The following is a 24,926-nucleotide window of genomic DNA, read 5'->3' on the forward strand; positions in this document are numbered from 1 at the left end:
TTCTTTTTTATTCAGGGTGGCACATAAGGTGGCGTAACCTCATCTGCTTATAAATAAGTTAAGCGCTCCTCATATTCGGGGAGCGTTTTTTTGATTCTCTTTTTATGCTATCAAGCCATTCGCTCATGCAGGAATAACAGCTATTTTGTCGAAATCAATTAAGCTGTTTGAAAAATATTCCTGTTTGTACAGAGGAGAGGTCATGTAAGTGAAAAGAATGTTGTATATTCTCGTCTTGTTCAGCATGCTGGCAGGGCTTGGGTTTGCTGGGACAACGCAAGGCATTGCTTTTGCGGAGGAGTCCGAGCTCCAGATCAAAGACATTGCGGGAAGGAACACCTATCTGATGAGTGATGGCTCGATGTGGTCTTTGATTGACGGGCGCCATGCTATCCGGACACCCGGTACAGTCGCTGCCATCAGTGGTTATGAGTATAGGGGCATCGGCATGACGAAGGATGGCCGATTAGCGGAATGGGACATCGGCAAGGGTCCCCAGGTCGTTCCGGGAACAAGCGGTGTGAAGCAGATCGCGGGTTCCTACTGGCTGAAGTCAGACGGGACGGTATGGTTCGGCAATGAAAAAGCAAAGAGCCTCAGTGGCATTATGCTGATCGCCAATGCGGATCAGGAATTTGCCGCATTGTCCTCGAACGGAGAGCTGCTGTTGGAGGATAACTACAAAAGGGGTCAATTCAAAAAGCTGGGCATCGTGGAAAGCCCGGTCACGGTTAAATCCATGACGGTTCATAGCGGGCGCGTTGCCCTCCTGCATGACAACGGTGATGTCGTTGTGTACGAGACGTCCAACTTCGATGATAACGGGCGCATCATACCGGTTACCGTGGCCCAGAATGCAGTTCATATCGTGTATGTCTCGAATGAGCCAACGGATCTTCTGATTGTGACACTGAAGGACGGAACTGTTTGGACAACGGGTGTGTATAAAGACCGCTGGAAGCTCAAAGAGCAGGTCTCCGGACTTAGCGGGATCATTAGGACATCCATAGATGGGAATGCAACGGATCTGTCGGAGGGGTTCTATGCACAGCGTGCGGATGGAAGCTGGATACATCATAAGGGTGGACAGAACAAGCCTGTTGATGTGCCTGTCGTTAAGAGCTTATCGATCTCGATTTCCGATGCCAAGCCTTTTGTAGGGGACACACTGGAAATGAGTATCCAGGAAACCTACACCAATGGGGCCAAGATCAAGGTACCTGTTAAAGATGCCCGGATCGACATCGAGAAGCCATATTTAATGAACATGCAAAAGAACGGCACGCTAAAACCTGCGGGCGTTGGCAAGACACAGATTACGGTAACCTCTGGCGGCCTGTCTAAGTCGGTAACGGTATCGTCCAGTCTTCGCAGCAATTTGAAATATGCCAAACAGGTCAATGGGAATGTCATGGTTCCAGCGAAAACCATCATTCAGGCACTCGGCGGCACGTATTCGGCTAAAAACGGAGGCATCGAAGCGAAGTTTGGCGAGAACGTGCTTTCGTTCAAAGCTGGCAGCAGCCAAGCCATCCTGAATGGTAATCCTATACGTCTGAAGACAGCCCCACTTACGGATAAAGGCGAGTTACTGATTCCGGCTGCTGTGTTCTCCGATGCGCTGGGAGCCAAAATCAGCTGGGATGCCAAGTGGAAACAAGCGGATATCTCCTTCGGAGATGCAACCCTGACCGTTGTCTCCAGCGAAACGGCTGGATTGATCAAAAAAGCGATGCAGGGCAGCTTGGTTAAATTTATCGGCCGAACGTATTGGGTGAACGATTTTGAAGGCTTGGAACGCTTCTCCAAATTAAAGGTAAGCGATATCTTGCCGGACGACAAAGGTGAATTCAACGTTATCTTCACATCAGCATCAGGAAAAACAGTGAAAAGCTATCCCATGCGGTCATCCGAAGTAATGCAGTTGTTTGCAGATCGTTCTTCATTATTAAATTACGATCCCTATCAAAAATATAAATGGTCCGCATCGGTGTGGAAACAGATTAAAGCAGGCCAGGTATCCCTCGGCATGACCAAAGAGCAGGTACAGCTTTCATGGGGGAATCCGGCAGCCAAGGACATTACCACTGGTGGTGGAAAAACCATTGAAACTTGGGGGTACTCCAATTTCGATATCGTATCTTTTGTGAACGGAAAAGTAATATTGATTATGATGTAATGATTAACGCCTCCAAGTAGTTTGCTTGGAGGCGTTATTGTATACAGATATCCATTATGTTATGAACCGCACCATCATGTGTCGACTCCATCCAGTAAGAATAGTTATAATTGCTTATTTCTGGTTGTTCTTCAGTTCATCAGGAAGCGGCAACGTGCCGACAATGCTCTTGGGCTGCGTGGCGGATTTTAGTGCAGACGACGTTATAAGTTTGGCAAGTATACGTGCTATTGATGGCTTCAATTCCAATTCACCTCCTCTCGTCCTTTCCATAGGGGCACGATTAATACAGCCTGCAAGCAAAACGCCAATGCCAAAATATTGGATACTAAAACAAAATTGCTGCCTACGATGCAGGCGGCAATCCACTTGTACCATGGTTCCCACCGGCTACGACGAACGGCTTCATAATATTGCGGGGCATAAATCAGCATCAGCACAAAACTGATCGTTGTCACACACAGGATTGCCGAGGGCGACATGGTGATCAAGGGAATAATCGATGCAGCCATTGCTGTGACGATCGAACATAGTGTAATGGGCAGATGAACTCCTCCCGAAAACCTTCGAAGAGCCATAAAGGAAAACAATGCGAAAAAAGAACCTGCCAACGTATCCAGTATGGTTCCGAACAGCGCTGTCAACACCAGACAGGTGAACAGGTTCAATTTCAATCCAATCCCATAGGTCAGCACCTCAATGGAACCGGGTCCTTCCGGGTCAGCCTCCTTTATTTGGGTTGCCAGGCATTTCGACAGGCTTTCGAGAATCATGATCCTCCCTCCGTTTAGAGAAGTAATAGAGCATCGCATAATTCATAATGGCCAACACCAATAATCCAAGTGGATTTGCACGATACAATAACACTAACGTCAAACAAATCGTAATAACAGAAATCACATTGCCGATCACCAAAACATAGTTATGGTCAGAGAGGTAGTCCTCCTTGGAATAGAAATCATGAGGAGGGCTGGGGATGAAGGAAAACCCGAGATTAAAACGATATAGGCCATATGAGATTAAATAAGCGGACAGAATGGAGGTCGCTTGCAGCAAATAGACCAGCCAGCCCATAGATTGCTGTACAACTGTGACCGACATAATACCCGTGTATTGAAAAATAAAATAGAGTACCATTTGCAGCACGGCATAGGCTGTGATTCCCGCTCCGCACATGAACGCTGCCAGATGCAATTTTATTTTCACGGCCAACCGTAAAAACAACGCGAACAAAATATACTGCAAGGGCAAATCGATTTGCGGGACTTCCAAAACAATCCTTATTATGTAAGAGAAAACGGCAATAAAAAGAACAAATCCACCTATTTTGTAGCGGTACGTCCAAATCGGAAGTTTAAATAATTTCATGATCAGCAGCAGCATTGCCAATGCATCTAAAATCCCCAAACCAATGTATAATACAATATCCACGTGACACCGTCCTATCGGTAATATACTAAAATTATATAGGACAAACATTACTAATAAACAGACAATTTTCGACAAATCCTCAATTTAATATTGAATCCGCGATGAATAACTTTATTTTTCACAGACAGTTCTCTCCAAAAAAAACAGGACCGTCCAAAGGAGTCGGTCCTTCCCTTGGAACGGTCTGTCGTTGTGACTGCTCATGCTGCCTGATTGGTATTCACCTATTGATTCATTTGAATTGTTCATTCAAAAGATGGATTAGATAAATGCGCGAGTAATGATCACCAACAAGATGAATAACACCAAAATAGCACCAACAGAAGAACCATATCCATAACCGCCATAACCTTCTACTACTCCGCTCACATGAATCCCTCCTTTTTTGAACATACCACATGTTATGTCAGTGGCTTATAAGTGGACTAGGCTGTCGCCTGTTCGAAATAAGAATAGTGATTTGGCCCAGATGTGTCTGGAGAGGGGTTTGTTGAACGCCATTCCTTCTCCTTGATCCCATATCAAAAAGGCGTAATGAAACGATCCGTCGTTCATCACGCCTTCATGTAACTGTTAACTTCTTAAACCTGTGCAAGCTGCTCTTGTTCATCCCGCTCATTGTCATGGTCTGGAGTTGAATTTCGTCTGCGACGATCGACCAAACCTTCCTCGCCAAATTCACGGTATTTACGCATCCATACTTTCAGCCGTCCGATATCTGATATTTGCAAGGCGGATGCTACTTCTTTCTTAGTCATTCCTTCCAGCCGCATGGCGACTGCCTTCTTCTTCGTTTCGAAACTGTAATGATGGAATATCTGTCCCTTTTTCGCCATGATTATCACCTCTTTACTACACTATATCGGTTATCTTCGACCGTCTTTCAATACCTATGACCTATTCCGACATGCGCATGCCATCAAGGTCTATAGAACCGAAGACATTTCATCCTAAAAAAATTCATGATATGGTATAATTTGTGCTATACATTCTATAGAAATCGAGGGATCTGTTTGATTAAATTAATACTGTTTGGATTTCTGTTTTACATTTTCGGCAATCCGTTTACAGCCATCCTGGTTCTGCTTCTCATTGTCTATGTGCTGGATCGCCGTTTTGTCGGTATATTCCCAAGCTTTACGAAGCCGATCAAACGTGCAAGAAATATCTCCAAGCTGCGCAGACAGATTGCAGTCAGCCCAAGCGATGTCTCATCCCGGCATGAGCTTGCCAGGTTGCTTCTGGAGCGGCGCAAGCATGGGGAAGCATTGCAGCTTCTCGAATCCATTCAATCAAGCTCGGAGGATTCCGCCGAGTTCTGGGACGATCTGGGCAGCGCTCGCTTACATACCGGCAGCATCGCTCAAGGCGAGGCTGATATTCTTCATGCACTGGAGATCAACCCAAGGGTCAAATATGGCCGGCCTTATCTGCGCCTCGCTGATACGTTCCGAGATACTGACCGCGAGAAAGCGCTGCAATATTTGGAGCAGTTCCACTCCATTCACTCCTCCTCAAGCGAGGCCTACTATTTACTTGGTTATATGTATCAATCGCTCGGAAGGACCGAGGATGCCAAGAAATCTTATCAGGAATCGCTGGACGTTTATCGATCACTGCCTAAATATAAAAAACGGCAGGAACGCAAATGGGCTGTACGGAGTTTTTTCCGGAAATTATTGTAGAACATACAGGAACGTACAACAAAGGCGTCCTCACTGGTCAAATGACCAATGGACGCCCTTTTTGTCTGATGAAACATTTTTCAACCCAGAGGCTTGTACCCAAGCCGGTTTAGCTGTTCTGCAATGACTCGGTACCCTCGGCTGTTTGGATGAATGCCATCCACCGACAGCAGTTCCTTCTCTCTGCCTGAGAATTGCGAGTACACATCAGCAATACGAAAATAGCCATCACTTAACCCCAACAAATGCCGATTGAACCGAACTACGTATTCCGTAGCTTCTGTCCAGACCGGATAAGGATTATACAAACCGATAGCACGAATATAATACGGCTTGCTAACAGGTGACTTTATTTTCCGGATATGTCCGACGATGTTTGCTACATGATTCTGACAGCGATACAATGCAGCATCCAGCACTTCCCGGCTCGGACGCCCCCCGGTGGACTTCACGGCACGTATCAGATCATTGCCCCCGATGGATATCGTTATAATCTGGGCCTGCTGCAGATGATAACGATAAGCCGGAGACTGAACCACCCGATCGTATAACTCATCCGAGGTTAATCCGTTGACTCCCAGATTTTCGTGGGCTACGAACTGGCGAAGCTTCTCCTCCGCCATCCGGCGGTATAACGGAACAAAACCGCTGCCTGGCATGGCCCCAAACCCGAAGGTCAAGGAATCGCCGACAGCGGTATAATGGTACACCAACATGTTCACCCCCTGCCCGCTCGTTACGACATTATATGAATCATGCCTTGAACGGGAAACGGTATATTGTCTCGAATGGCAATTTTAATTCCACTTCACAACGATGAACATGCTTTCTCTATGTCAATAACAGCTTATTCTTCTGATTCCTCGACCTCATAAATGCAACGGAATCTCTCTACACCCGGATATTTCTCCCCTTGGCTGTAAACCTCAAATCCGATATTGCGGTAAAAGTCCACGGTCTCTTCGTCCGTCTCCGCAATGACACGATCCGGTTTGGGCTGAAGCTCAAGCAGCAGTTCCAGAATCATGCCCCGTCCGTACCCCTTACCCCGATTCTCGGGAAGAACCGCGATATGTCTTATCGTAAGCTCGTCCTGCTCAACATCAAAACCGATGACTCCCACTAGAAGCCCGTCTTCTTCATATCCGAATAGCCGGCTTTCACCGGTCTGATAAGATGAGACCGCGCGTTCCACCGCCTCTGGATCCGGAAAGACCGAGTATTCCAGCAATTCCTTCACTTCTTGCTGCATAGCCTGCGTAGTTATATCTTTAAGCATACTGATCTCCAATCTGTTTTAACTAGGACTATAACATCTTCTCAGCACTGATACCCAGCTTCCGCAGCAAAACGGCCGCCTGCGCTCTCTCGTCTTCCGACAAACCACTGAGCACCTTCACCATCAGCTCCTGATGAACCGGGAAGATGGCTTCAAAGAATTCTTTCCCCTCCGCGGTTAACTCAGCGTAAATAACGCGGCGATCCTCAGCGGAAGCCCGGCGGACGAGCAGGTTTTTCTTCTGGAGCTTGTCCACCACGTATGTAATGTTACCGCTGGAAATTAGTACCTTCTCACCGATTTTCTGCAGCGGCTGCGGCCCCTTGTGGTATAACACATCCAGCACACCAAATTCCGTGGAATTCAGTCCGTGACTGTTGATGCTCCGATTCGAATGCGTCATGACTGCGTTATAAGCTCTAGCCAGCACCACCAGCAAATATAATGGGTAGTCCTCTTGTTCTTGAATATCCGACATACTTCACCCTCCGAAAGATATCATGTAATTAAGGTTAATGAACGCCGGATCAACTGTCAAATATATTCTTCGCCTCAGAGCTGCCGGAATGCAATATCCGAACGGTTCCATCCTGACAGCCAATAATTGCTTGATCCGCCATACCGATAAACAGCCCGTGTTCCACTACGCCCGGTATGGAGCCAAGGCGCATACTCAATTCCTCGGGGTGGGTAATGAGCTGGAATTTGCAATCCGCAATATAGTTCCCATTATCCGTGACATAAAACCCTTCGGACAGGTTGCGGCGTATCTGCACCGAACACCCAAGCCGGGCCAGTGACTGAACCGTCCACTCATAAGCAAACGGTACAATTTCAACCGGCAGTGGAAAAGCTCCTAGCTGAGTTACTTGCTTGACCTCATCGGCGACAATCACGAGCCGGTCACTTTGATAGGCGGTAATCTTCTCCCGAAGAAGCGCTCCGCCTCCGCCCTTAATTAACCGCAGACGATCATCCAGTTCATCCGCTCCGTCAATGGTCAAATCCAGACGATCCATATGTTGTACGGGTGTCAGGGATATCCCCTGTTCAACAGCAAGCCTCTCGGATGCTTCAGAGGTAGCCACTGCCTGAATGTTAAGTCCTCCTCTGACCATCTCTCCAATTTTTAAAATGGCGTAATAAGCAGTAGACCCTGTACCGAGGCCTATCCTCATTCCATCCTGCACATACTTCGCGGCATGCTCTGCCGCGATTTTCTTCATATTCTTTTCATTTGTCATATCGGCCCCGCTCCTTCGTCATAAGCAGCATCAAATGCTATAATATTGGGTAAAGTGGTGGATTTCATACCAAACGAAAGGATTTATACCATGCGAACAGAAAATCAAATCAAATCCAAGATCAATGAACTTACAATGCAAAAGAAAATGCTGCAGACCCGACTAACGTCTCTTGAAGAGAACAGTCCTCAGCGCAGTTCCCTTCTCCATCAGGAAACTCGTCTTGACGATATGATCACCATGCTGGAATGGGTATTGTTTGAGCCAAACGGCTCTTATCATATGTAAGGACATCCAAACAAACGGCAGGGGCGCAATTTGCGCCCCTGCTTTTTATATTTGCGCCTCCTTCTCCTGGATGAATTGCTCAAGCCAATGAGCATAGAGCTCTTCATTCTCGGGAGAAAAACAAATGAAGTCTATCCGCTCCAGACGGTTATCCGGAAGATCCTCCTCCAGCAGTTTGGTAACCGCCTTTAACGCAACATCACAAGCAGGAGCTTTAGGGTACCCATAGATACCTGTGCTTATATTAGGAAAGGCAATGCTTCTCGCACCGACCTCTATTGCAAGCAGTAAGCTATTGCGGTAGCATTCGGCCAGAGTATGCTCCTCACGCCGTCCACCACCCTCCCATATCGGGCCAACGGTGTGAATGATGTGCTGGGCAGGCAAATTGCCCGCTCCCGTAATAACAGCGTTGCCTGGCGGGCATCCGCCTTGCTGTTTGCGAATTTCCATACACTGCTCCATAATCTCCGGTCCTCCGGCGCTATGAATTGCGCCATCCACACCTTTTCCGCCCAGCAGTCCCGAATTGGCAGCGTTGACGATAATGTCGCCCGTCCATGTCGTAATATCGCCTATAAAGACGGAGACCGATGTCCTTCCGATTTTAAATGTTTTCATTTCGGAAAATCTCCTTTCGGTCTTTTAATTCTTTATTACCCCGCAAGTAGGTGGATTGACCCGGAAAGCCTTATTCTGTTCTCGCCTTTTTTTTCGCGACCGCAGAGATTCGGTCCGTCAAGCTTTTCTCCTCCGGTCCCTGCAGCGCTTCCTCCACTGTACGGTAAAACATGAGTGCGCCGGTATCTCTGGCCTTGGTCAGGTGATGAAGAAATACGTTACCGGCCTGCTCCAGCTGCAAGTCATCCTTCTCATTTTTAACCCTGCACAGATAAACCTTCATCATCCCTTGCGCATCACGGAATTCCATCACGCCGATGGGAGCAAGAGATCTTTTGTCCTCCTCGGAGAATTGAGGTGTCATATAAACGGTATATTCCGAAGGGGGCGGAGGAATGTATGCTTCCCGTTTTTTATCCGCAATTATTCTGGAATTCATGAACGCAATGTAACCCGCTGCAGCAAACAAAAGGACGCATGCAGCAATTGCTATATTCAACATGTATGTCTCTCCTTGTAAAGGATTCCATTCATTAGGTATGACCTAATCAGGACCTCTCTATATAAATACCCTTAATAATGCAATCGCAAGTAAATGCAGAGGATAAAATGAACGCCATACCCACTGGCTTACCCGGATGGACTCAAGTTTTTTCCATAGATGCGGACCATAAGCTATCATCGCCGTCGGAATCACACTCCACATCTGAAGTTCCCAGTTATTAAGAAACCAGAACATCACGTTTAATAAAATATGAAGAACAACAAGCCAGCTGGCTTGCGCATAACGGAAAATCAAGATCAGCAGCAAACCGTAAGCCCCGTAATCAAATGGAAATTCACTCATCAAGGCGCAGGCGGCAACGACCAGCATCGTTGATAGCAACAAAGACTCCGAGCGTTCCAGCACATACAGCACCAATGCTCCGGCAACCAGCGTTACGACCACATTCAGTCCCCCGGGATCCAGAGCAAGCTGATACGGGATTTGGGAAATCGCTGCAATGATAGCCAGCCGCATGATATACTTGGGCCTGGAAGAAGTATAATGATGTCCTTGAACCAGAGCGTATACATAAATCGGAAAAGCAATGCGGCCGATAATTCTCCAAATCTCCTGGCCTGGAAAAAACACGAGCCCCACATGATCAATCAGCATCGTCAGCATTGCAATCCACTGCATGCAGCCCCCTCCTAACCCTCTAAGATGATGTTTCATTTATGTATGCAAATCGATATACCTATTATGGGTTGCAGCAAGAGGACTTGCAAGTGAAAGAATACGAAGCAGCCGTATTTCTATGGCTGTGATCAACATCCTCCAGCACAAGGACAAGGATGATTGGAGACCCGGCGAAGTAACGGTATAGCAGCATCATGAAGACGGAGGTGACAGCAATATGGAAAAGAAAAAGAACAATACGGCATTAGGCATAAGTATAGGAATTGGCGTCGGCATTGCGATTGGCGTCGCCATGAATAACATCGCCATCGGGATAGCGATTGGTGTTGCCATAGGCATTTCGTTTAGCTCCATCTTAACAACCAAACATAAAAAGCCGCCCGAGGAATAAAGGGCAGCTTCAGGAAAACTAACAGACCGCCCGGCTGCTGCCTGGCGGTCTGTTGGTTTGGGGATACTATTTTACCCCATATCAGCTTGAATCGATTGGATATTCCCGTTACGAACCTCATGTGCCCATTTCCCTGAAAGAATCGGCCCATCTACCTCAACCTGATCTCCATCCACTGTCGTCAGGGTCAAACGCTGGATGCGTACCCCATCTTGTCCATACGTATTGGCGGTGCGCTTACTACGATACGTAATCTTGACGGAACCGAGGAGAGTAAACGATACCTCATGGTTCTCATCGAACAACCAAGCCGGGAGCACGGGGTTCAAATGCAGCTGAAGCTGATGGTCTTCGTAACGGAATACCTGCTTCCCTGCCATCATCGCAATCCACATGCTGAGGAATTCGGCCGTCGATCCGCTAAGTCTAGCCACAAAACCGCGTCCATGGACATGGGGATCCGGGTTGACGCTGCTTGCAATAAAGGAGGAGTTCTCCAGCGTACTTCGTCCATACACTGCCGGGTCCAGAAATGGAATAAGCGATAACCTGATCTCCGAGAAGAACTCGTCATACAAGCCGGCTTTTAATAAAGAAAGCAAATATTTATACGTCATATGCAAGAATACCGATTCTCGCTCCAGCCATCCGGCTGTAAAAGCACGAATGCGCCCGATTTCGTCGCTTTCTTCCTCAAGGCTGACGGAAGTTTTGTACATCCCAAGTTCCGGATCATACAGCTCGGAAGCCTTGATTCGCTCATACATCGCTCTTGCCTGTTCCTCACCGGCGAGTTTCATTCCCCGGGCTGGCGCCTCCAGAAAGTGCGGAAGCGCATAGGGTTTGAACCCGAGTACTTTAGCGGCAGGCAGGCCGTATCCGGTTATCACCGGATTCCCCTCCGCATCCCATATCTCCTCAAACTGCTCCACTTCAAACCGGAAATAGGTCGGCACGATTCCGCCTCCCATCTGCTCCGCACGCTCAATCCCTTCATTAATTTTGCTGAGGAATGCAGCATATATGATCTTCACGTCTTTCACCGGCAACTCGACTTCGCGGCCTGTAATGCCAAACCTTACGGAAGCGCGGTAGGCTTCGCGTAATCCCGCCACCTGATCCCAGTAACGGAAAGAATCCAATGCCCCGGAATGATATTGCTGCACGGCAGCAAATACACCTTCTAAATAGGAAGCAATCTCTTCCGGTACTTGAATGGTATGCCGGCTGAACTGCTCAGCAGCATCCACAATAAAAGCCACCATGCGCTTCAATTCCATCGTCTCGCTCATGCCTGAACCAAACAAGCCCGGCAAGCCGTTCATTGCATCGTTCCAGCCCGGCTTATTGGCCTCCATCTCGACCCCCATTCCGTACGGATCGAGTGTAGCCATTTTGCTGAGTGATAATGAGATCATTTTGACAAACAGATGGGTACGGTATATGCTGCCCTTCCCGCCGTCAACCCGCAGCCATTCCGCCGCGTTCCGTTTTCTGCCCAGCTTCATCAGCTTCTCCTCATCCTCCAGCAGGGCACCATATTGACGAACCTTGCCACGGCTGATCACAACCTTCTCGTGCCGCGGAAGCACATAAACCGGACTGTCAAAAAACGAATACGTTTTCTCGCCAAACAGCAGTTCCTCACAACGGTCAGGATAAATATTAAGGTAGGCATCAACCAAATCCATGTTATATGTCCAGTGATCCGACCAGAATCCCTCACCAAAAGATGCTGCAAAATGTTGATCGGAGATGGTGAGCAGTTTGGATAAGAAGGGTTCCTCGCCGATGGACAATTCAATGCCCTGATCCGCAATCGCGTTTATGATGTTCCCTGGCGTATAATCGCCGCCACAGACCGCCTTCAGCTTATCGTAATCCCCATCCCCGGACACCGAGGCGCGCAGCAGCTTCTCCAGCTGCTCCTCCATACCTTCAGTCACGCGGAATTTGGTCCCTTCCACGCTTAAGGGGTTATACCCGTCAGCTTGGATCAGACTGAAAAACATCCGGATATTGAATGTGCCCACCTTGGGATTAAAGAACACATCATTCCGTCGATTCTGATTCATATCCCGGAAGTTGCCGTTCCCTTGCGAATAATACTCCGGGGCGAGCGAGAAGAAGTTGTAATCTCTCTCCAAATCCCCGTGTTTACGGGAGTACAGATGGACAACGGCGCCTTCCTTCCCGTTATCGAATATAAACGGATACCCGCCTCTCAAGAAATTGTCCAGATAGGATTGACGGCTGTATTCATCAAATATCGGCAACCCCGTATTCGTGGCAACATCATCGGTTAATTCGCGTGTCAATGCGGCTGCCTCCATTCGCTTACTGAGGATATAAGCAGGCGAGGACAAATCATTTGAGCGTTTATTGATTCTGGTAATGTCATTCACATGACCAACCAGAGTGTAGACGGTTATCGACTCCCCGGGCCCAAGCTCAGCCGGCAAGCCGCTAAAGCCGCAGGGTACTTTGTTCACAGCATAGGGTATCGTCTGTGCCAGCGATTCGATGGACGCTGTGGCAAAGCGATCGGGATAGATTAGTGATGTATTCCCACCAAATATCAGCTCGAAGTCTACGAGTGGCTTGATTAACTTCCCGTGCTGATCAAATGACAGATAAAAGTGACCGTTCGTAACCTCGCTCACTTCCGCCTCGTCATGCGTGCTGGAGCGCACTTTATAAAACGGGATGCCTTGATCCAGATTCTCCACTTCCATCCAGCTGCGAAGCAGGTTGCCGATCTCCTTGTAGCCGCTGTTCGCAACACCGTAAGGCAAAATCTCCGGCAAACCGTCCAGCAGCTCAAACGATACGTTCCGAGTTCCAGCATTCGTTATCTTAACCTCACGGACCAGCGCGGCAAAGTCTTCTCCAGGCAGCTGGAAATACGATACCGAGGTGCGAAGTCCGTTTCCGGCATGATCTTCTTCGATCACCAGCTCATTCTGACGAATAAACATCGTTCGCTGCGCCTGCGGGTCGGGTTGAAAGGATTGAAACGGCTCGTAGACGGACGGGGTCCCGGCAAGCTTGATAAACGTCCTAAATCCTGTAGCAGACACATTCTTGTATGCAATATTAGCTGGCGAAAACTCCATAATCGGCGAGTTCTTGTCGCGTATCCCGAAGCTGCATATCCCTTGACCCCGATTCACGTAAAAAGTCCACATCGGAATTCCCTTCAAACCTGCAATGCCCGGCAGAAAGCTGGAAAAGGTCTTGGCTTGATCATATTGCTCGATAACAAAGGTATCCTTCTCAAAACGGTAATTTGCCATGTTCGTATCCCCCTTAAATTAATTTCGAAACCGGTTTCGAAATGGTGTAAAAATAGGCCTGCTCTTTCAGGTTCACCTAAGTGACCGGGCGGCAGGAATCCCGAATAATTAATTCAACAGGCAGCATAACCGACTTCACCGCGGTATCTTGCTCTTCAATCGAAGACGTTAGAATCTCGGCGGCAACAGCGCCCAGCTGTTCTGTATGCTGACGTATGGTCGTGAGCGCAGGGGTTATGTAACGGGACATCTCAATATCATCAAACCCGACAATCGACACATCCCCAGGCACATTCAGGCCGCGATCCTGCACGGCGCGAATAGCTCCAAGCGCAAGTAAATCCCCAGCGGCAAAAACAGCTGTCGGAGGATCCGGCAGTGCAAGCAACCCGTTCATCGCATCATATCCGCTCTCCATGGAGAAGAAGTCGCTGCTTGTTATGTATTCTTTCCTGAATGTCAAACCCAGCTCGCGAAGAGCTTGCTCATAGCCCTGCTGACGCTGCTCGCCTGCAAACGTATTCAATCCGCCGGAGATATGGGCGATGCTGCGATGTCCGAGTGAATGCAGATACCGAAGTGCCTGCAAGCTTCCTTCGATGTTATCGGAGCAGACGGAATGGGCCTTCTCTGGCGAGGAATCCAGAATAACGCAAGGGATGCCGCTGTCCAGCAGCTCCTGGAAATCAGGATCATCGCTGCTCGAGAGAATGACAACTACGCCGTCGACCCCGCGGATTTTACAATGCTCCACGTAGCTGCTTCTCCGTCCGCCAACATCCTTGGAAATAAACATCAGATCATACCCTTTGGAGACGGCGATTTTCTTGAAGCTTTCGATAACAGCCCCAAAGTAAGGGTGACGAATCCCCGCTCCTGTTGCTTCTACGAACAGTATACCGATGGTCCATGAACGCTTGGTCGTTAGAGACCTGGCATTCGCGTTCGGAAGATAGCCCATTTCCTTCGCTGTCTCCAGAATCTTGACCCTCGTCTTCTCCCTGACATCCGGATAGTTGTTGAAGACTTTGGACACCGTCGTAGGCGAATAGCCTGTTTTCTTCGCAATATCATAAATAGTAGTCAACCTAAGAATCAGCTCCTGCACCTTCGCCGGCATATTCCGATACGGGTGTATCTGATATAAGATTCTACCTGCGCTAACCGGCTCTCGTCAATGTTATTCCGCACTAACAAGCAGGAGCCAAAACTTCGGTCACGACATATTCATCCGCTAGGATAAGTCAGCAGTCGCTCCCTTCGGTGTGGAGGGGCTTGCCGTTTCCGGATAACGAATCATCAGTACACAGATCAAGGCGAGCAGCATGCTGCCCGCGGCACAATAGAACAGAATCCAATACCCCATTCCATCAATGAGCTTGCCCAGAAGAGGAGGTGAGGAGATCGCCGCGAGCGATGACACCAAATAATACATCCCTGTCCGTGTTCCGATGCTGTCCTCCGATCCTGTTGATACGATGAATGGATAGGAATTGATATTGATGCATGCCCAGAACAACCCACCCACCGTCAGCAATATGCGAAGCAATAACAGCGAATCGACCAGCGGTACCATCGAGAAAACAATCAGCAGACCGCTGACACCGATGAGAATCATCCGCTTTTTGCCGAATTTGCCGCCAAGCCATCCGCTTGGAATAGCAAACAGCACAAAAGCAAGTGAAAAAAACGTTAAGGAGAAGGAAGCCTGCGATTCGGTCAGCCCTACCTCATTCTTGCCATACAATGTGAACAGCGTCTCTACGCCTTGATAGGCTACAAACCAGAAGAAGATCGCCGCCAAGAGCAGCACTGTCGTCCGATCGAGCTGGCTCCTGAAGGAAACTTTGGGCTTGGCGGCAGTCTGGGCCTGATAGCCGGGTGCGTCACGCTTCTCCTTGATAAATGTCATTAGGATAAATAAAGATACAAGCGTTATGCCGGCAGCGGCTATAAACGGCAAGGACTGATGGGCTTTGTAAAGCACCGAGCCCACGCCAAAAGCCAGTATCGATCCGATGCCACCCATAAAATTAATAACGCCGTTGGCTCTTGTCCGCCGCTTCTCTTCTGTAATGTCCGGCATTAAAGAGACGGTCGGTGAACGATACAAGCTCATCGCCAGATTCATAAGTACCATGAACAGAATGAGTGTTGCCATTCCGGTATGAAACGGTATGATCGCCGTAAACAGGGCGCCCAGCGGCATTCCGATAAGCAGATAAGGCATTCTTCTTCCAAACCGGGTATGTGTCCGGTCGCTTCGACTTCCAATCCATGGCTGCAAGAATAGAGCAAAGTAGTTATCAATTGTCATAAAAAAACCGATCAATGCGACACTGGATATGTAATCCTCCAGAAAATAGGGCACAAAAGCATTATATAGTGCCCATGTTATGCTAATGCTGAAAAAACCAAAGCCCAGCAGCCATGTTTTCTTCACAGGGTCACACTCCCTTGGTTTGAAGCAATCCGCTGAGCACATCCGGGTAATCGGTAATAATTCCCGCTACGCCTGCATCGATCAAAGCCTTCATCTGTTCCTCGTCATTCACCGTCCATGGATGATAAACAACGCCGTGCAGCTTCGCTTCCGTTACCCACTCCGGGAGAACCGCTCGATGATATGCATGAAGGGCATCGGCCTTTGCCAGCTTGGCATACTCCCACGGTTTGTATAAGCCTTCCCCATACAGCAGGCCCGTGCGGATTTCAGGATCAATTAACTTGCACTCTACCAGCGAATAGTGATTGAAGCTTGAGATGACGATTTGCTCCGACATGCCGTAATGTCTTACTGCCTCGATTACACGCTTCTCCAGCTCCGGATATTGAATCGCCCCGTTCTTCAGCTCAATATTCACGATTGTGCCCGGATTCTTTGTTAATTCCAGCAATTCCTCCAGCAGCGGAATGCGCTCGCCTTGAAATGCAGCTCCAAACCATGAACCCGCATCCAATGAAGAGAGCTCCTCATAAGTGTAATCCTTGACAAGTCCTTCGGCTCCCGTCGTACGTGCTACGCTCTCATCATGGATTAGAACCAGCTTTCCGTCCTTGGTCATCTGGACATCGGTTTCAATCCCGGTAGCTCCCAGTTCAAGCCCCTTTGCAAAAGCTGCCATCGTATTCTCCGGGCATACGGCCGATGCGCCGCGGTGGGCAAAATTAATCAATTGTGACATTCCTTATTCCTCCTGAGTATTGGGATATTGGTTTTGTAATATAAATATAGCTCCCAATTGTTAGAACTATGTTATCGTCAATTTTCATATTCCACATCGGCCTGTGAAACCCTGTCATGTAAACGATTTAAATTTTATGAGGATTTGACGTATTTAGTTGTTAAACATATAATTGTTAAGACAACTATTATTTCGATAACCTAAAAATGAAAGGTGTGACTTGTTTCTTGAAAGAACCTACACACAATCCCTCCATCGGCTTTCACCTGGGTTACACCTATCGCCGTGCATCCCAATTGTTTGCCAATGCCCTAAAACCCTTTGACATCACCCCTGAACAATGGCTGGTCCTGTTTCATATTGGCGAACATGAAGGGTTAAACCAAAAGGAAGTTGCCGTAAAAGCGGACAAAGACCAACCTACGACAACCCGCATACTGGATCTGCTCGAGAAAAAAGGCTACACGCGCAAATCCGTATCGGTTAACGACCGCCGAGCTTTCCAGCTCTATTTGACGGACACCGGAAAAGAATTGATCGAGGCTACCACCGCAATCGAAAGCGAATGCGGACGCCAAATAATAGAAGGAATTGACGGTCGTCAATTGGAGATGTTCCGGGACACTCTCTCACGCATCAACAACAACATGAATCATATACACAACAACAGGAGAGATGTTTCACATGAATGAAATGAAAGCCAAACAACCATTATGGACAAAAGAATTTATCACCTTGATGGTCAGCAACCTCTTTCTGTTTCTGACCTTGCAGATGATGCTGACCACGCTGCCCGCTTATGCCAAGGAAACTTTTATGGCAAGCCCCCTGCAGGTCAGCCTCATTACCAGCCTCTTCGCCTTCAGTGCAATTGCTTCCCGCTTTGTCTCAAGCAGAGCACTTGAAAAAGGAAAGCTCCGGCTGCTTCTCTATGTCGGACTCCTGATATCTCTGGCAGCCACGCTCGGATACTATTGGGCATCCGGCATCGTATTTCTGCTGCTGATGCGCATCTTGTTCGGCATCGGATTCGGTATGACAAGCACCTCGTTTCCGACGATGGCATCCGATGTCATTCCCATCAAACGATTGGGTGAAGGTATGGGATACTTCGGATTATCCACCACCCTTGCCATGTCGATCGGACCTATGATCGGTTTAACATTGCTCCAAGGCGGCGGCTTCACCCCCTTAGTGATCATCACCGTTATCATCAATGTCCTCATCTTCCCGCTCGCTTACATTCTTACGTCCAGGGCGCCTGCACGACGAATACCTGAGCGCCCCGTAACCGAGCCAGTCCACCTGGAAGATAAACCACGGAGTTCCTTTAACAGCAAGCTGATCCTCCCCAGCGTTCTTAACTTTTTAATGTCCATTACTTACGGAGGTCTGCTGAGTTTCATGGCGCTGTACGGAGCCGAGGCTCACCTTCGGAATCCCCAGTATTTCTTCTTATTTAATGCGATCGCCATTATTCTGGTCAGACCCTTCTCCGGCAGAATTTATGATCGTTATGGACATAAAGCGCTCGTTGTGCCCGCAGCGGTGCTGATGGTTTCGGGTCTGCTGCTCCTGACCTTCGCATCCTCAACCGGAACCATGCTGTTATCGGCATTATGTTACGGTCTTGGCTTTGGTGCCATTCAGCCGTCCATCCAGACCTGGATGATTCAGGAGGTTCATCCCCTGCAGCGCGGCATGGCAAACGGCATGTTCTTTAACTCCCTCGATTTCGGTGTTGCCATAGGCTCCATCGTGCTCGGTTCCATCGCCAAATCCACATCGTATGCCATCATGTACCGTTATTCAGCCCTCGCGCTTGCACTGTTAATTCTGATCTATATCCTAGCGCACATCATCGGCAAATCTCGCTCCAAAGCCCGAACAAGACTTGAGGAGACCAAGTCTGCGGCAGCAGGATCATAACAGGCAGAGCTGCCCTCATGTAAACATCCATTCACAGATCATTCACGCATAAAGCTTCCACCTCCCGGACACAATGACGATAATTGGATTTCATACTTACGCCAAAATGAAAATCATGTGCAAACCGTCTTCAGCCTTACGCTGAAGACTTTTGCGCTTTATTTGAATTTTTCGTTACAGCCATATGAAACCCCCATGTTCAAGGGAGGATGTTTATGATTACATTCGATAACGTCAGCAAAACCTATTCCGACGGCTTTCATGCTGTTAAAGAACTGAATTTCGAGATTCAGTCGGGGGAATTTCTCGTTCTGATCGGACCAAGCGGCTGCGGAAAAACAACCACCATGAAAATGATCAATCGTCTGATTCCCCATACTGGCGGAACGATTACGATTCATGGCAAGGATATCCGTTCCACCAATCCCGTTGAGCTCCGCCGCAGCATCGGTTATGTTATCCAGCAGACGGGGCTGTTCCCGCACTATACATTGGAACAGAATATCGGACTGGTCCCGGATTTGAAGGGATGGGACAAGGCTAAGAAAAAGCAGCGGGTCTATGAGCTGCTTGAATTGGTCGGACTCGATCCCGACACCTATGCTTCAAGATACCCAAAAGAGCTCTCAGGTGGGCAGCAGCAGCGCGTCGGCGTTGCACGCGCCCTGGCTGCAGATCCCGAAATCATACTGATGGACGAGCCATTTGGTGCACTCGATCCGATCACGCGCGAACAGCTGCAGGATGAGGTGCTTCGGCTGCAGCAGGATATGAAGAAAACGATTGTATTTGTTACCCATGATATGGATGAAGCCCTTAAGATGGGAGATCGGATCGGCGTGATGAAATCCGGAACGATGGTTCAGCTGGATTCACCTGAGACGCTGCTCCGGGAGCCGGGACATGGATTCGTTGAAGAATTCATCGGCAAGAATCGGGTTTATCAAAATCCTACTTTCATACCGGTTACGGAAGTGATGCGCAGAAACCCGGCGACAGTTAGCCTGAACCGGTCTCCGCTGCGCGCCATCACATTTATGCGCCAGCGGAAGACGGATACCTTGCTTGTGCTAACGGAAGATGGCGTTCTCGCGGGTCTGGTATCGGCCTATGATCTGCAATCCAACATCGATACCGCGGCGACTGTGCAGCAAATTATGAAACCCGTGAAGCTGACGCTGCCTGATACGGCAACGGCCAAAGATGCCTTAATCGCTGTAAATGATGCCCCATTCGGCATCATTCCCGTTATCGACCAGCGGGAGCGGCTCATTGGCGTTGTCACACGCGGGACTCTAATCTCCACCTTTGCAAGCCACTGGGCCGGAGGGGGTGATGAAGCATGAATTCCTCATCCATCTGGGAGCAAATCGGCCGTCAGTTCTCTTTGCGGTGGGGCGAGCTTCTGGTATCCGTTGGAGAACATATTCAGCTCGTTCTCATCTCGATGGTCATCGCCATCATCATTGGAGTTCCTGCCGGAATCCTGGTATCCAGGTATAGCTTCCTGCGAACCTGGATCATAGGCGGAGCCAGCATTCTTCAGACTATTCCAAGCTTGGCTCTGCTCGGCTTTATGATCCCGCTCCTCGGGATCGGCATGAAAACTGCGATAGCCGCACTGTTCCTCTATTCACTGCTGCCGATTATCCGCAATACCTTCACCGGTATCAAGGATGTGGACCCCTCAGTTATCGAAGCGGCACGCGGCATGGGAATGACGGGAACCCAAATCCTGTTACGGGTTCAGCTGCCTCTCGCCATGTCGGTCATCCTTGCAGGAATCCGGACGGCAACGGTTATTAATGTCGGTACCGCGACACTGGCGGCTTTTATCGGGGCTGGCGGCCTGGGGGATTTTATCTTTCTCGGGATCACCCGCAATATCGATGCACTGATTCTCCTGGGTGCGCTGCCGGCAGCCATTATGGCCCTGCTGCTGGATTATTTGCTCGGACTCCTCGAGAAGTGGACAACACCGCGCGGATTGAAAATATAACGTGGAGCGAAAGGGAAACCGCATGAAAAACACAAAAAAATCTGCCGCTTCTAGAATCCTTACTTTACTGCTACTTGTTTCGTTGACCGTCAGCCTTAACGGCTGTACCAATCCGCAATCCCCCGGCGTAAGTTCCAGCGGTCCTGCCGATCTGGTCATCGGCTCCAAAAACTTCACAGAAAACATTATCCTGGCTCATATGATGGCAGACCTGATCGAAGACCGTACGGGGCTGAGCGTCAAGCGAACGCTGAATCTCGGGGGATCCAGCGTAACCTGGAAGGCACTGCAGAACAATGACATACAGCTCTATCCCGACTATACCGGTACCATTGTGGCTAACTATTATCTGGAGGAAACCGGCAGTGCGGAAGAGACTCTTAAGCGCACAAGAGAGCTCGTTGCACAAGACGGCTTGGAATTCCTGGAGCCCATCGGATTCAACAACTCCTATGCTCTTGCGGTTACTCAGGATACCGCCGCGAAATACGGCCTCAGGACCTACAGTGATCTTGCCAAGGTTTCTGAGAATATGGAGCTTGGCGCCGAGTTTGAATTCACGGACCGGCCAGATACGTATCCAGGTCTGAAGGAGCTGTACCATATGAACTTCAAGCGTGTCAAAGGAATGGATCAGGGGATCAAATATCGCTTGATTGCCCAAAATGACCTTGACGTTGCCAGTGCCTATACAACAGACGGACAGGTCAAGGTGAACAATCTCTTTGTTCTGAAGGATGACAAGGGCTTCTTCCCTCCGTACGATGCGGGTGCCATTGTGCGGAGCGATCTGCTGAAAAAGTATCCGGAAGTGCGCGAAGCGCTGAATGCGCTTGGCGGACAGATCAACGAAGAGAACATGCAGGAGTTGAACGCGCTGGTGGATGAAGGATACCGCGAGGATCTGGTAGCGCGGGAGTACCTCGTCAAAACGGGACTGCTCAATAAGTAGATCTCGATAAGTAGAATCGCCCTAGGGGAGGAAACACCATCCGGGCATCGTATGATCAAAGAAATAGACCCGTATACGGAGTAGAATGCAGCGATTCAATTTTGAGTGAACGGCTTTCGCCCATACAAAAAAAGGGTCTTGTCCATTATTTATGGACAAGACCCTTTTTCTTGAATTCCTGCGGCTTCTTGAAATCCGCTCGGTATGCATTTCCTCCCGACGAGTCGTCTTCTTCTTTGGCCTCCGGCTTCACGGCGAATAATGTGAGGAGCCCGCCCACTGCTGCAACAGCGGCCAAGGTGCCAAACATCACCCAATGATTCGCGCCAAGCAGCAGTGAGACAACAGGCGGTCCAAGAGATACGCCGATAAAACGCATGCTGCTGTACAATGAAGTGATGGTGCCGCGCTGTTCCTTCTCAACGCCTTCAGTAAGCAGCGTATCCATGCATGGCAGGACCATGCCGATCCCGATGCCGCCCAGCGTCATCATACCGACCACAAAATAAATCTGTGAACTGAACCCGGTCACAATCAAGGAAGCGGTTAAGAGGGTCATACCTGCAAAACCTGTCCATTTTTTGGCCGCCTTGTTCTTGCCCGTGAATTTACCTGCCAGATACGACGCGAGACACAGCAATGCAAGCGGAATCGCAAGCACAAGGCCTTTTACCACGCCGTGCAGTTTGTAGGTGCTCTCCAGTGTCTCTGATAAATAAAAAAGCACACCGAACACGCCGAACATAGCGATACCGCCGATGGCAAAAATCGCGTACAGCCATCGGCCCTTCTCATGCAAAACCTGCTTTGTCTTTTTCAAAAATTCACGGAGGGACTGTTTATTATTGTTGCTGTTCGTTTTTGGTGTCTTCACAAGAAATATGACCAGAACGAGTGAAATCAGACACAGAATCGGAATCGCTGTAAAGGGCAGGAACCAAATAAAACTCCCTAATAAAGCACCCAATATCGGACTGATTACCTTACCGAATGTATTGGAGGTTTCTATAATGCCTAAACTCTTGCTGACCTCTTCTTCACCCTTAAACATATCTCCCACAAGCGGAATAACGATGGGAAATGCACCGGCGGCCCCTATACCCTGCAGAAATCTCCCCGCCAAAATAACATAATACGCCGTCGTCCCGCTCAGCATCCATGCGGCCACGGCGGATACCGCTCCGCCTAATGCGGCAATGATTAAGCTTGGGATGATGATCTTCTTTCGTCCATACCGATCCGATAAATAGCCGGCAATCGGAATTAACAAGATAGCCACAACAGCATAAACCGTAATGAGCATACTGACCTTAAAGGAGCTGATTCCCAGGACTTTGGAAATCTGCGGCAAAATGGGAATGAGCATGGAATTGCCCAGCGTCATGATGAGTGGTATGGATGCCAAGGCAACCAGATCCCATTTCTTGTTTTCCATGAGAAGACCACCTTTGCGTTATCTGTCATCCATATTGTAGGTTCTTTCGCCTAGAATATGCATGACTGCAAGGTGGTCAATTTTTCCCTTATGCAATTTTTCCTTATTTATACTTTAAAACCGGACATCAACTGTCGCAGCTTGCCGGACATTACGTTCAGATCTTCTACGGAATTGGTAATTTCCTCCATGGAAGCCAACTGTTCTTCCGTTGCAGCGCTGACACTTTGTGTTCCACCGGCTGTGGTTTCTGTAACTTCCTGAATTCTGCGAATGGCATGAACGAGATCATCAGCCCCGGAGTTCATCTGTTCGGTTGCAACGGTTACGCCTTGAATCTGTTCATTCAATTCCACAACGGACTGCTCGATGTCCTTAAAGGCTCTCTCGGCTCCCTGTGCCACGGACATGCCTTCTGTAACCTCGCGTGTACCCTGTTCCATGACCCCGGCCAAATCATAAATATCCTGTTGAAGCTCGTGCACAAACTGCCTGATTTCAACAGAGGAATTGGAAGCCTGGTCTGCCAATTTCCGCACCTCAGCAGCAACGACTGCAAAACCTCTTCCGTGCTCACCCGCGCGAGCAGCCTCAATCGAAGCATTCAAAGCCAGAAGGGAAGTCTGCTCCGCAATTTCAATAATAATTTGTCCCATCGCCCCGATGTTTGAGGCTTTTTCACCAAGAGCTCTTACCGACTGTGCGGATTGATCTACACTGGTGCGGATGCCTTCCATTTGGTTCAACGTATGTATAATCGCCTGTTCGCCTTCGGATGCTAACTTGTTCGCAGTGGCTGCCAATCCGGACACGTCTTTTGCGGCGAGCGTGATATGCTTCATTCCTTCCGCCATATCCGTTACCGTTGCTGTCGTTTCCTCCGTATCCTGAAGCTGGTTCTCAACCCCGGCTGCCAATTCTTCCATGATGCCCGAGGTTTGCTGAGATGCCTGACGAATTTCCTCCGTGGTGGAGTGCAGTGTCGACGCTGCGGTACCGACTTGTCCAGCGGTATCCTGCACCTGTACAACCAATGCCCGGAACCCCTCGACCAGCTTGTTATACGCATCGGCAACCGCCCTGATCTCGTCTTTCGTGGTTATGTTCAGGCGGGTAACAAGATCACCGCCGCCATCAGCGATTCTTAATAGCTGATCACTCATCTGGTTCAATGGACGAATGGAGCGGGTAAGAAGATATCCCTGGATCGCAAAATAAACGACGGCTGCCACACCAATCAGCATAATCATCATATTCTGAAGTTCGCTGTTGCTGGCAATCTCATCGGCCTGCTTGGCCAAAGCTTCATTTTTATTGATCGTGAAATCCGCTATAAGCGTACTGAAAGAGTTGCGAATCTCACGTTCCTGGTTAAACGCGGCTTCGTATACCCGAAACGGTACCGCCTTGTAAAACCCCGTATCGTACCCCAATTTGTTTAAGACCTGTGTCACAGCTTCCGTGTAAATTACATATCCGGTTTCAATCTGGTTGAAGACCTTTACATCTTCCTCAGTCGTCATTAGGACTTTGGTTTCTTTCATAACTTTACTAACGGATTCCTGTCTCGATTTTAACGAATCTACAAAGGTCGAATCCCCGGTCAACAAGTAGCCGCGCTCGTCATTTGAAATCCCTGTCAATAAAGTTTCAAGTTGGGTCAGGTTGTAAATGACCTTTTGATCCTCTTCAATAATCTTGCTGAACCTCTTCTCCGTCATGTTCGAAGTGATAAATGCAATGATTACGATAACAGCCGTAACCGTCGCAAGAATCGTAGACGATAGAATTAATTTTGTTTTTATCTTCATCCGCAAGCACCCGACCTT

27 protein-coding genes are annotated in these 24,926 nt (G+C 48.7%); 9 read left to right on the top strand and 18 right to left on the bottom strand.

Annotated elements, in window-relative coordinates; all coding sequences use genetic code 11:
• The first annotated feature begins 217 nt into the window (after positions 1–217).
• Positions 218–2,179, top strand: coding sequence for a stalk domain-containing protein (locus M2277_RS01085; RefSeq protein WP_280754295.1), 1,962 nt, complete (start codon positions 218–220; stop codon positions 2,177–2,179).
• A gap of 114 nt (positions 2,180–2,293) precedes the next feature.
• Here the strand turns inward: M2277_RS01085 and M2277_RS01090 are convergent, their stop codons facing one another.
• The 5 genes from M2277_RS01090 to M2277_RS01110 form a co-directional block, all read right to left on the bottom strand.
• The gene (locus M2277_RS01090) at positions 2,294–2,422 is read right to left on the bottom strand and encodes a hypothetical protein (protein ID WP_006211391.1); all 129 of its coding nucleotides are present in this window, start codon (positions 2,420–2,422) and stop codon (positions 2,294–2,296) included.
• Complete coding sequence (locus M2277_RS01095) at positions 2,419–2,952, bottom strand: accessory gene regulator B family protein (RefSeq protein ID WP_006211392.1); 534 nt, start codon at positions 2,950–2,952, stop codon at positions 2,419–2,421. Before M2277_RS01095 ends, M2277_RS01090 begins: the two co-directional genes overlap by 4 nt.
• Positions 2,900–3,610, bottom strand: coding sequence for a hypothetical protein (locus M2277_RS01100; protein WP_082834426.1), 711 nt, complete (start codon positions 3,608–3,610; stop codon positions 2,900–2,902). Before M2277_RS01100 ends, M2277_RS01095 begins: the two co-directional genes overlap by 53 nt.
• Before the next feature lie 261 nt (positions 3,611–3,871).
• On the bottom strand, positions 3,872–3,979 hold the full coding sequence (locus M2277_RS01105) for a YjcZ family sporulation protein (RefSeq protein ID WP_006211394.1): 108 nt from the start codon (positions 3,977–3,979) through the stop codon (positions 3,872–3,874).
• A 212-nt stretch (positions 3,980–4,191) separates the two neighbouring features.
• Positions 4,192–4,446: a helix-turn-helix domain-containing protein gene (locus M2277_RS01110; RefSeq protein ID WP_006211395.1), complete on the bottom strand. Its 255-nt coding sequence runs from the start codon at positions 4,444–4,446 to the stop codon at positions 4,192–4,194.
• A gap of 177 nt (positions 4,447–4,623) precedes the next feature.
• Here M2277_RS01110 and M2277_RS01115 point away from each other — a divergent pair, with 177 nt between their 5' ends.
• The gene (locus tag M2277_RS01115; protein WP_063480044.1) at positions 4,624–5,295 is read left to right on the top strand and encodes a tetratricopeptide repeat protein; all 672 of its coding nucleotides are present in this window, start codon (positions 4,624–4,626) and stop codon (positions 5,293–5,295) included.
• 80 nt (positions 5,296–5,375) lie between these two features.
• Here the strand turns inward: M2277_RS01115 and M2277_RS01120 are convergent, their stop codons facing one another.
• The 4 genes from M2277_RS01120 to rpiA all read right to left on the bottom strand — a co-directional run bounded on the left by M2277_RS01120 (position 5,376) and on the right by rpiA (position 7,818).
• The gene (locus M2277_RS01120) at positions 5,376–6,011 is read right to left on the bottom strand and encodes a GDSL-type esterase/lipase family protein (protein ID WP_063456013.1); all 636 of its coding nucleotides are present in this window, start codon (positions 6,009–6,011) and stop codon (positions 5,376–5,378) included.
• 131 nt (positions 6,012–6,142) lie between these two features.
• Positions 6,143–6,574, bottom strand: coding sequence for a GNAT family N-acetyltransferase (locus M2277_RS01125; RefSeq protein WP_063480045.1), 432 nt, complete (start codon positions 6,572–6,574; stop codon positions 6,143–6,145).
• A 28-nt stretch (positions 6,575–6,602) separates the two neighbouring features.
• Positions 6,603–7,052: a MarR family winged helix-turn-helix transcriptional regulator gene (locus M2277_RS01130; RefSeq protein WP_063480046.1), complete on the bottom strand. Its 450-nt coding sequence runs from the start codon at positions 7,050–7,052 to the stop codon at positions 6,603–6,605.
• A 49-nt stretch (positions 7,053–7,101) separates the two neighbouring features.
• Positions 7,102–7,818 (bottom strand): ribose-5-phosphate isomerase RpiA, encoded by a 717-nt coding sequence (gene rpiA, locus M2277_RS01135; protein WP_006211400.1) that lies wholly within the window; start codon positions 7,816–7,818, stop codon positions 7,102–7,104.
• Positions 7,819–7,908: 90 nt separating this feature from the next.
• Between rpiA and M2277_RS01140 the strand changes: the two genes are divergently transcribed.
• A complete protein-coding gene (locus M2277_RS01140; RefSeq protein ID WP_006211401.1) occupies positions 7,909–8,106 on the top strand; it encodes a hypothetical protein in 198 nt (65 codons plus the stop codon).
• A gap of 45 nt (positions 8,107–8,151) precedes the next feature.
• Here the strand turns inward: M2277_RS01140 and M2277_RS01145 are convergent, their stop codons facing one another.
• From M2277_RS01145 to M2277_RS01155, 3 genes are all read right to left on the bottom strand, one after another.
• Entirely contained in the window at positions 8,152–8,727 is a 576-nt protein-coding gene (locus tag M2277_RS01145; protein WP_006211402.1) for an O-acetyl-ADP-ribose deacetylase, read from the bottom strand.
• 70 nt (positions 8,728–8,797) lie between these two features.
• Positions 8,798–9,229, bottom strand: coding sequence for a hypothetical protein (locus tag M2277_RS01150; RefSeq protein WP_006211403.1), 432 nt, complete (start codon positions 9,227–9,229; stop codon positions 8,798–8,800).
• Positions 9,230–9,286: 57 nt separating this feature from the next.
• Positions 9,287–9,910, bottom strand: coding sequence for a TraX family protein (locus tag M2277_RS01155; protein ID WP_148246899.1), 624 nt, complete (start codon positions 9,908–9,910; stop codon positions 9,287–9,289).
• Positions 9,911–10,127: 217 nt separating this feature from the next.
• Here M2277_RS01155 and M2277_RS01160 point away from each other — a divergent pair, with 217 nt between their 5' ends.
• Complete coding sequence (locus M2277_RS01160) at positions 10,128–10,301, top strand: glycine zipper domain-containing protein (protein WP_172963930.1); 174 nt, start codon at positions 10,128–10,130, stop codon at positions 10,299–10,301.
• A gap of 71 nt (positions 10,302–10,372) precedes the next feature.
• Here the strand turns inward: M2277_RS01160 and M2277_RS01165 are convergent, their stop codons facing one another.
• The 4 genes from M2277_RS01165 to M2277_RS01180 all read right to left on the bottom strand — a co-directional run bounded on the left by M2277_RS01165 (position 10,373) and on the right by M2277_RS01180 (position 16,782).
• Entirely contained in the window at positions 10,373–13,597 is a 3,225-nt protein-coding gene (locus tag M2277_RS01165) for a cellobiose phosphorylase (protein WP_280753951.1), read from the bottom strand.
• A gap of 76 nt (positions 13,598–13,673) precedes the next feature.
• Positions 13,674–14,684 (bottom strand): LacI family DNA-binding transcriptional regulator, encoded by a 1,011-nt coding sequence (locus M2277_RS01170; protein ID WP_006211406.1) that lies wholly within the window; start codon positions 14,682–14,684, stop codon positions 13,674–13,676.
• Positions 14,685–14,831: 147 nt separating this feature from the next.
• On the bottom strand, positions 14,832–16,040 hold the full coding sequence (locus tag M2277_RS01175; protein ID WP_063480049.1) for an SLC45 family MFS transporter: 1,209 nt from the start codon (positions 16,038–16,040) through the stop codon (positions 14,832–14,834).
• A gap of 4 nt (positions 16,041–16,044) precedes the next feature.
• Positions 16,045–16,782, bottom strand: a complete 738-nt coding sequence (locus M2277_RS01180; RefSeq protein WP_036641986.1) for a glycerophosphodiester phosphodiesterase — start codon at positions 16,780–16,782, stop codon at positions 16,045–16,047.
• Positions 16,783–17,009: 227 nt separating this feature from the next.
• On the opposite strand from M2277_RS01180, the gene M2277_RS01185 reads away from it, so the two are divergent.
• From M2277_RS01185 to M2277_RS01205, 5 genes are all read left to right on the top strand, one after another.
• Entirely contained in the window at positions 17,010–17,474 is a 465-nt protein-coding gene (locus M2277_RS01185; RefSeq protein WP_006211409.1) for a MarR family winged helix-turn-helix transcriptional regulator, read from the top strand.
• Positions 17,467–18,711 carry an MFS transporter gene (locus tag M2277_RS01190; RefSeq protein WP_148246896.1) on the top strand — a complete coding sequence of 415 codons (1,245 nt, stop codon included), beginning with the start codon at positions 17,467–17,469 and terminating at the stop codon, positions 18,709–18,711. The genes M2277_RS01185 and M2277_RS01190 overlap by 8 nt, the downstream gene beginning before the upstream one ends.
• A gap of 215 nt (positions 18,712–18,926) precedes the next feature.
• A complete protein-coding gene (locus tag M2277_RS01195; RefSeq protein WP_006211411.1) occupies positions 18,927–20,057 on the top strand; it encodes an ABC transporter ATP-binding protein in 1,131 nt (376 codons plus the stop codon).
• Positions 20,054–20,710 carry an ABC transporter permease gene (locus M2277_RS01200; RefSeq protein ID WP_006211412.1) on the top strand — a complete coding sequence of 219 codons (657 nt, stop codon included), beginning with the start codon at positions 20,054–20,056 and terminating at the stop codon, positions 20,708–20,710. Before M2277_RS01195 ends, M2277_RS01200 begins: the two co-directional genes overlap by 4 nt.
• Positions 20,711–20,732: 22 nt before the next feature.
• The gene (locus M2277_RS01205; RefSeq protein WP_280753952.1) at positions 20,733–21,662 is read left to right on the top strand and encodes a glycine betaine ABC transporter substrate-binding protein; all 930 of its coding nucleotides are present in this window, start codon (positions 20,733–20,735) and stop codon (positions 21,660–21,662) included.
• 145 nt (positions 21,663–21,807) lie between these two features.
• On the opposite strand, the gene bcbE is transcribed toward M2277_RS01205, so the two are convergent.
• Together bcbE and M2277_RS01215 are read right to left on the bottom strand one after the other, a co-directional pair.
• The gene (bcbE, locus tag M2277_RS01210) at positions 21,808–23,097 is read right to left on the bottom strand and encodes a bacillibactin exporter BcbE (protein ID WP_006211414.1); all 1,290 of its coding nucleotides are present in this window, start codon (positions 23,095–23,097) and stop codon (positions 21,808–21,810) included.
• Between the two features lie 107 nt (positions 23,098–23,204).
• Positions 23,205–24,908, bottom strand: a complete 1,704-nt coding sequence (locus M2277_RS01215; RefSeq protein ID WP_280753953.1) for a methyl-accepting chemotaxis protein — start codon at positions 24,906–24,908, stop codon at positions 23,205–23,207.
• Between the last annotated feature and the right edge of the window lie 18 nt (positions 24,909–24,926).

Source organism: Paenibacillus sp. LBL (genome assembly GCF_029893715.1).
GTDB lineage: Bacteria > Bacillota > Bacilli > Paenibacillales > Paenibacillaceae > Paenibacillus_AQ > Paenibacillus_AQ glucanolyticus.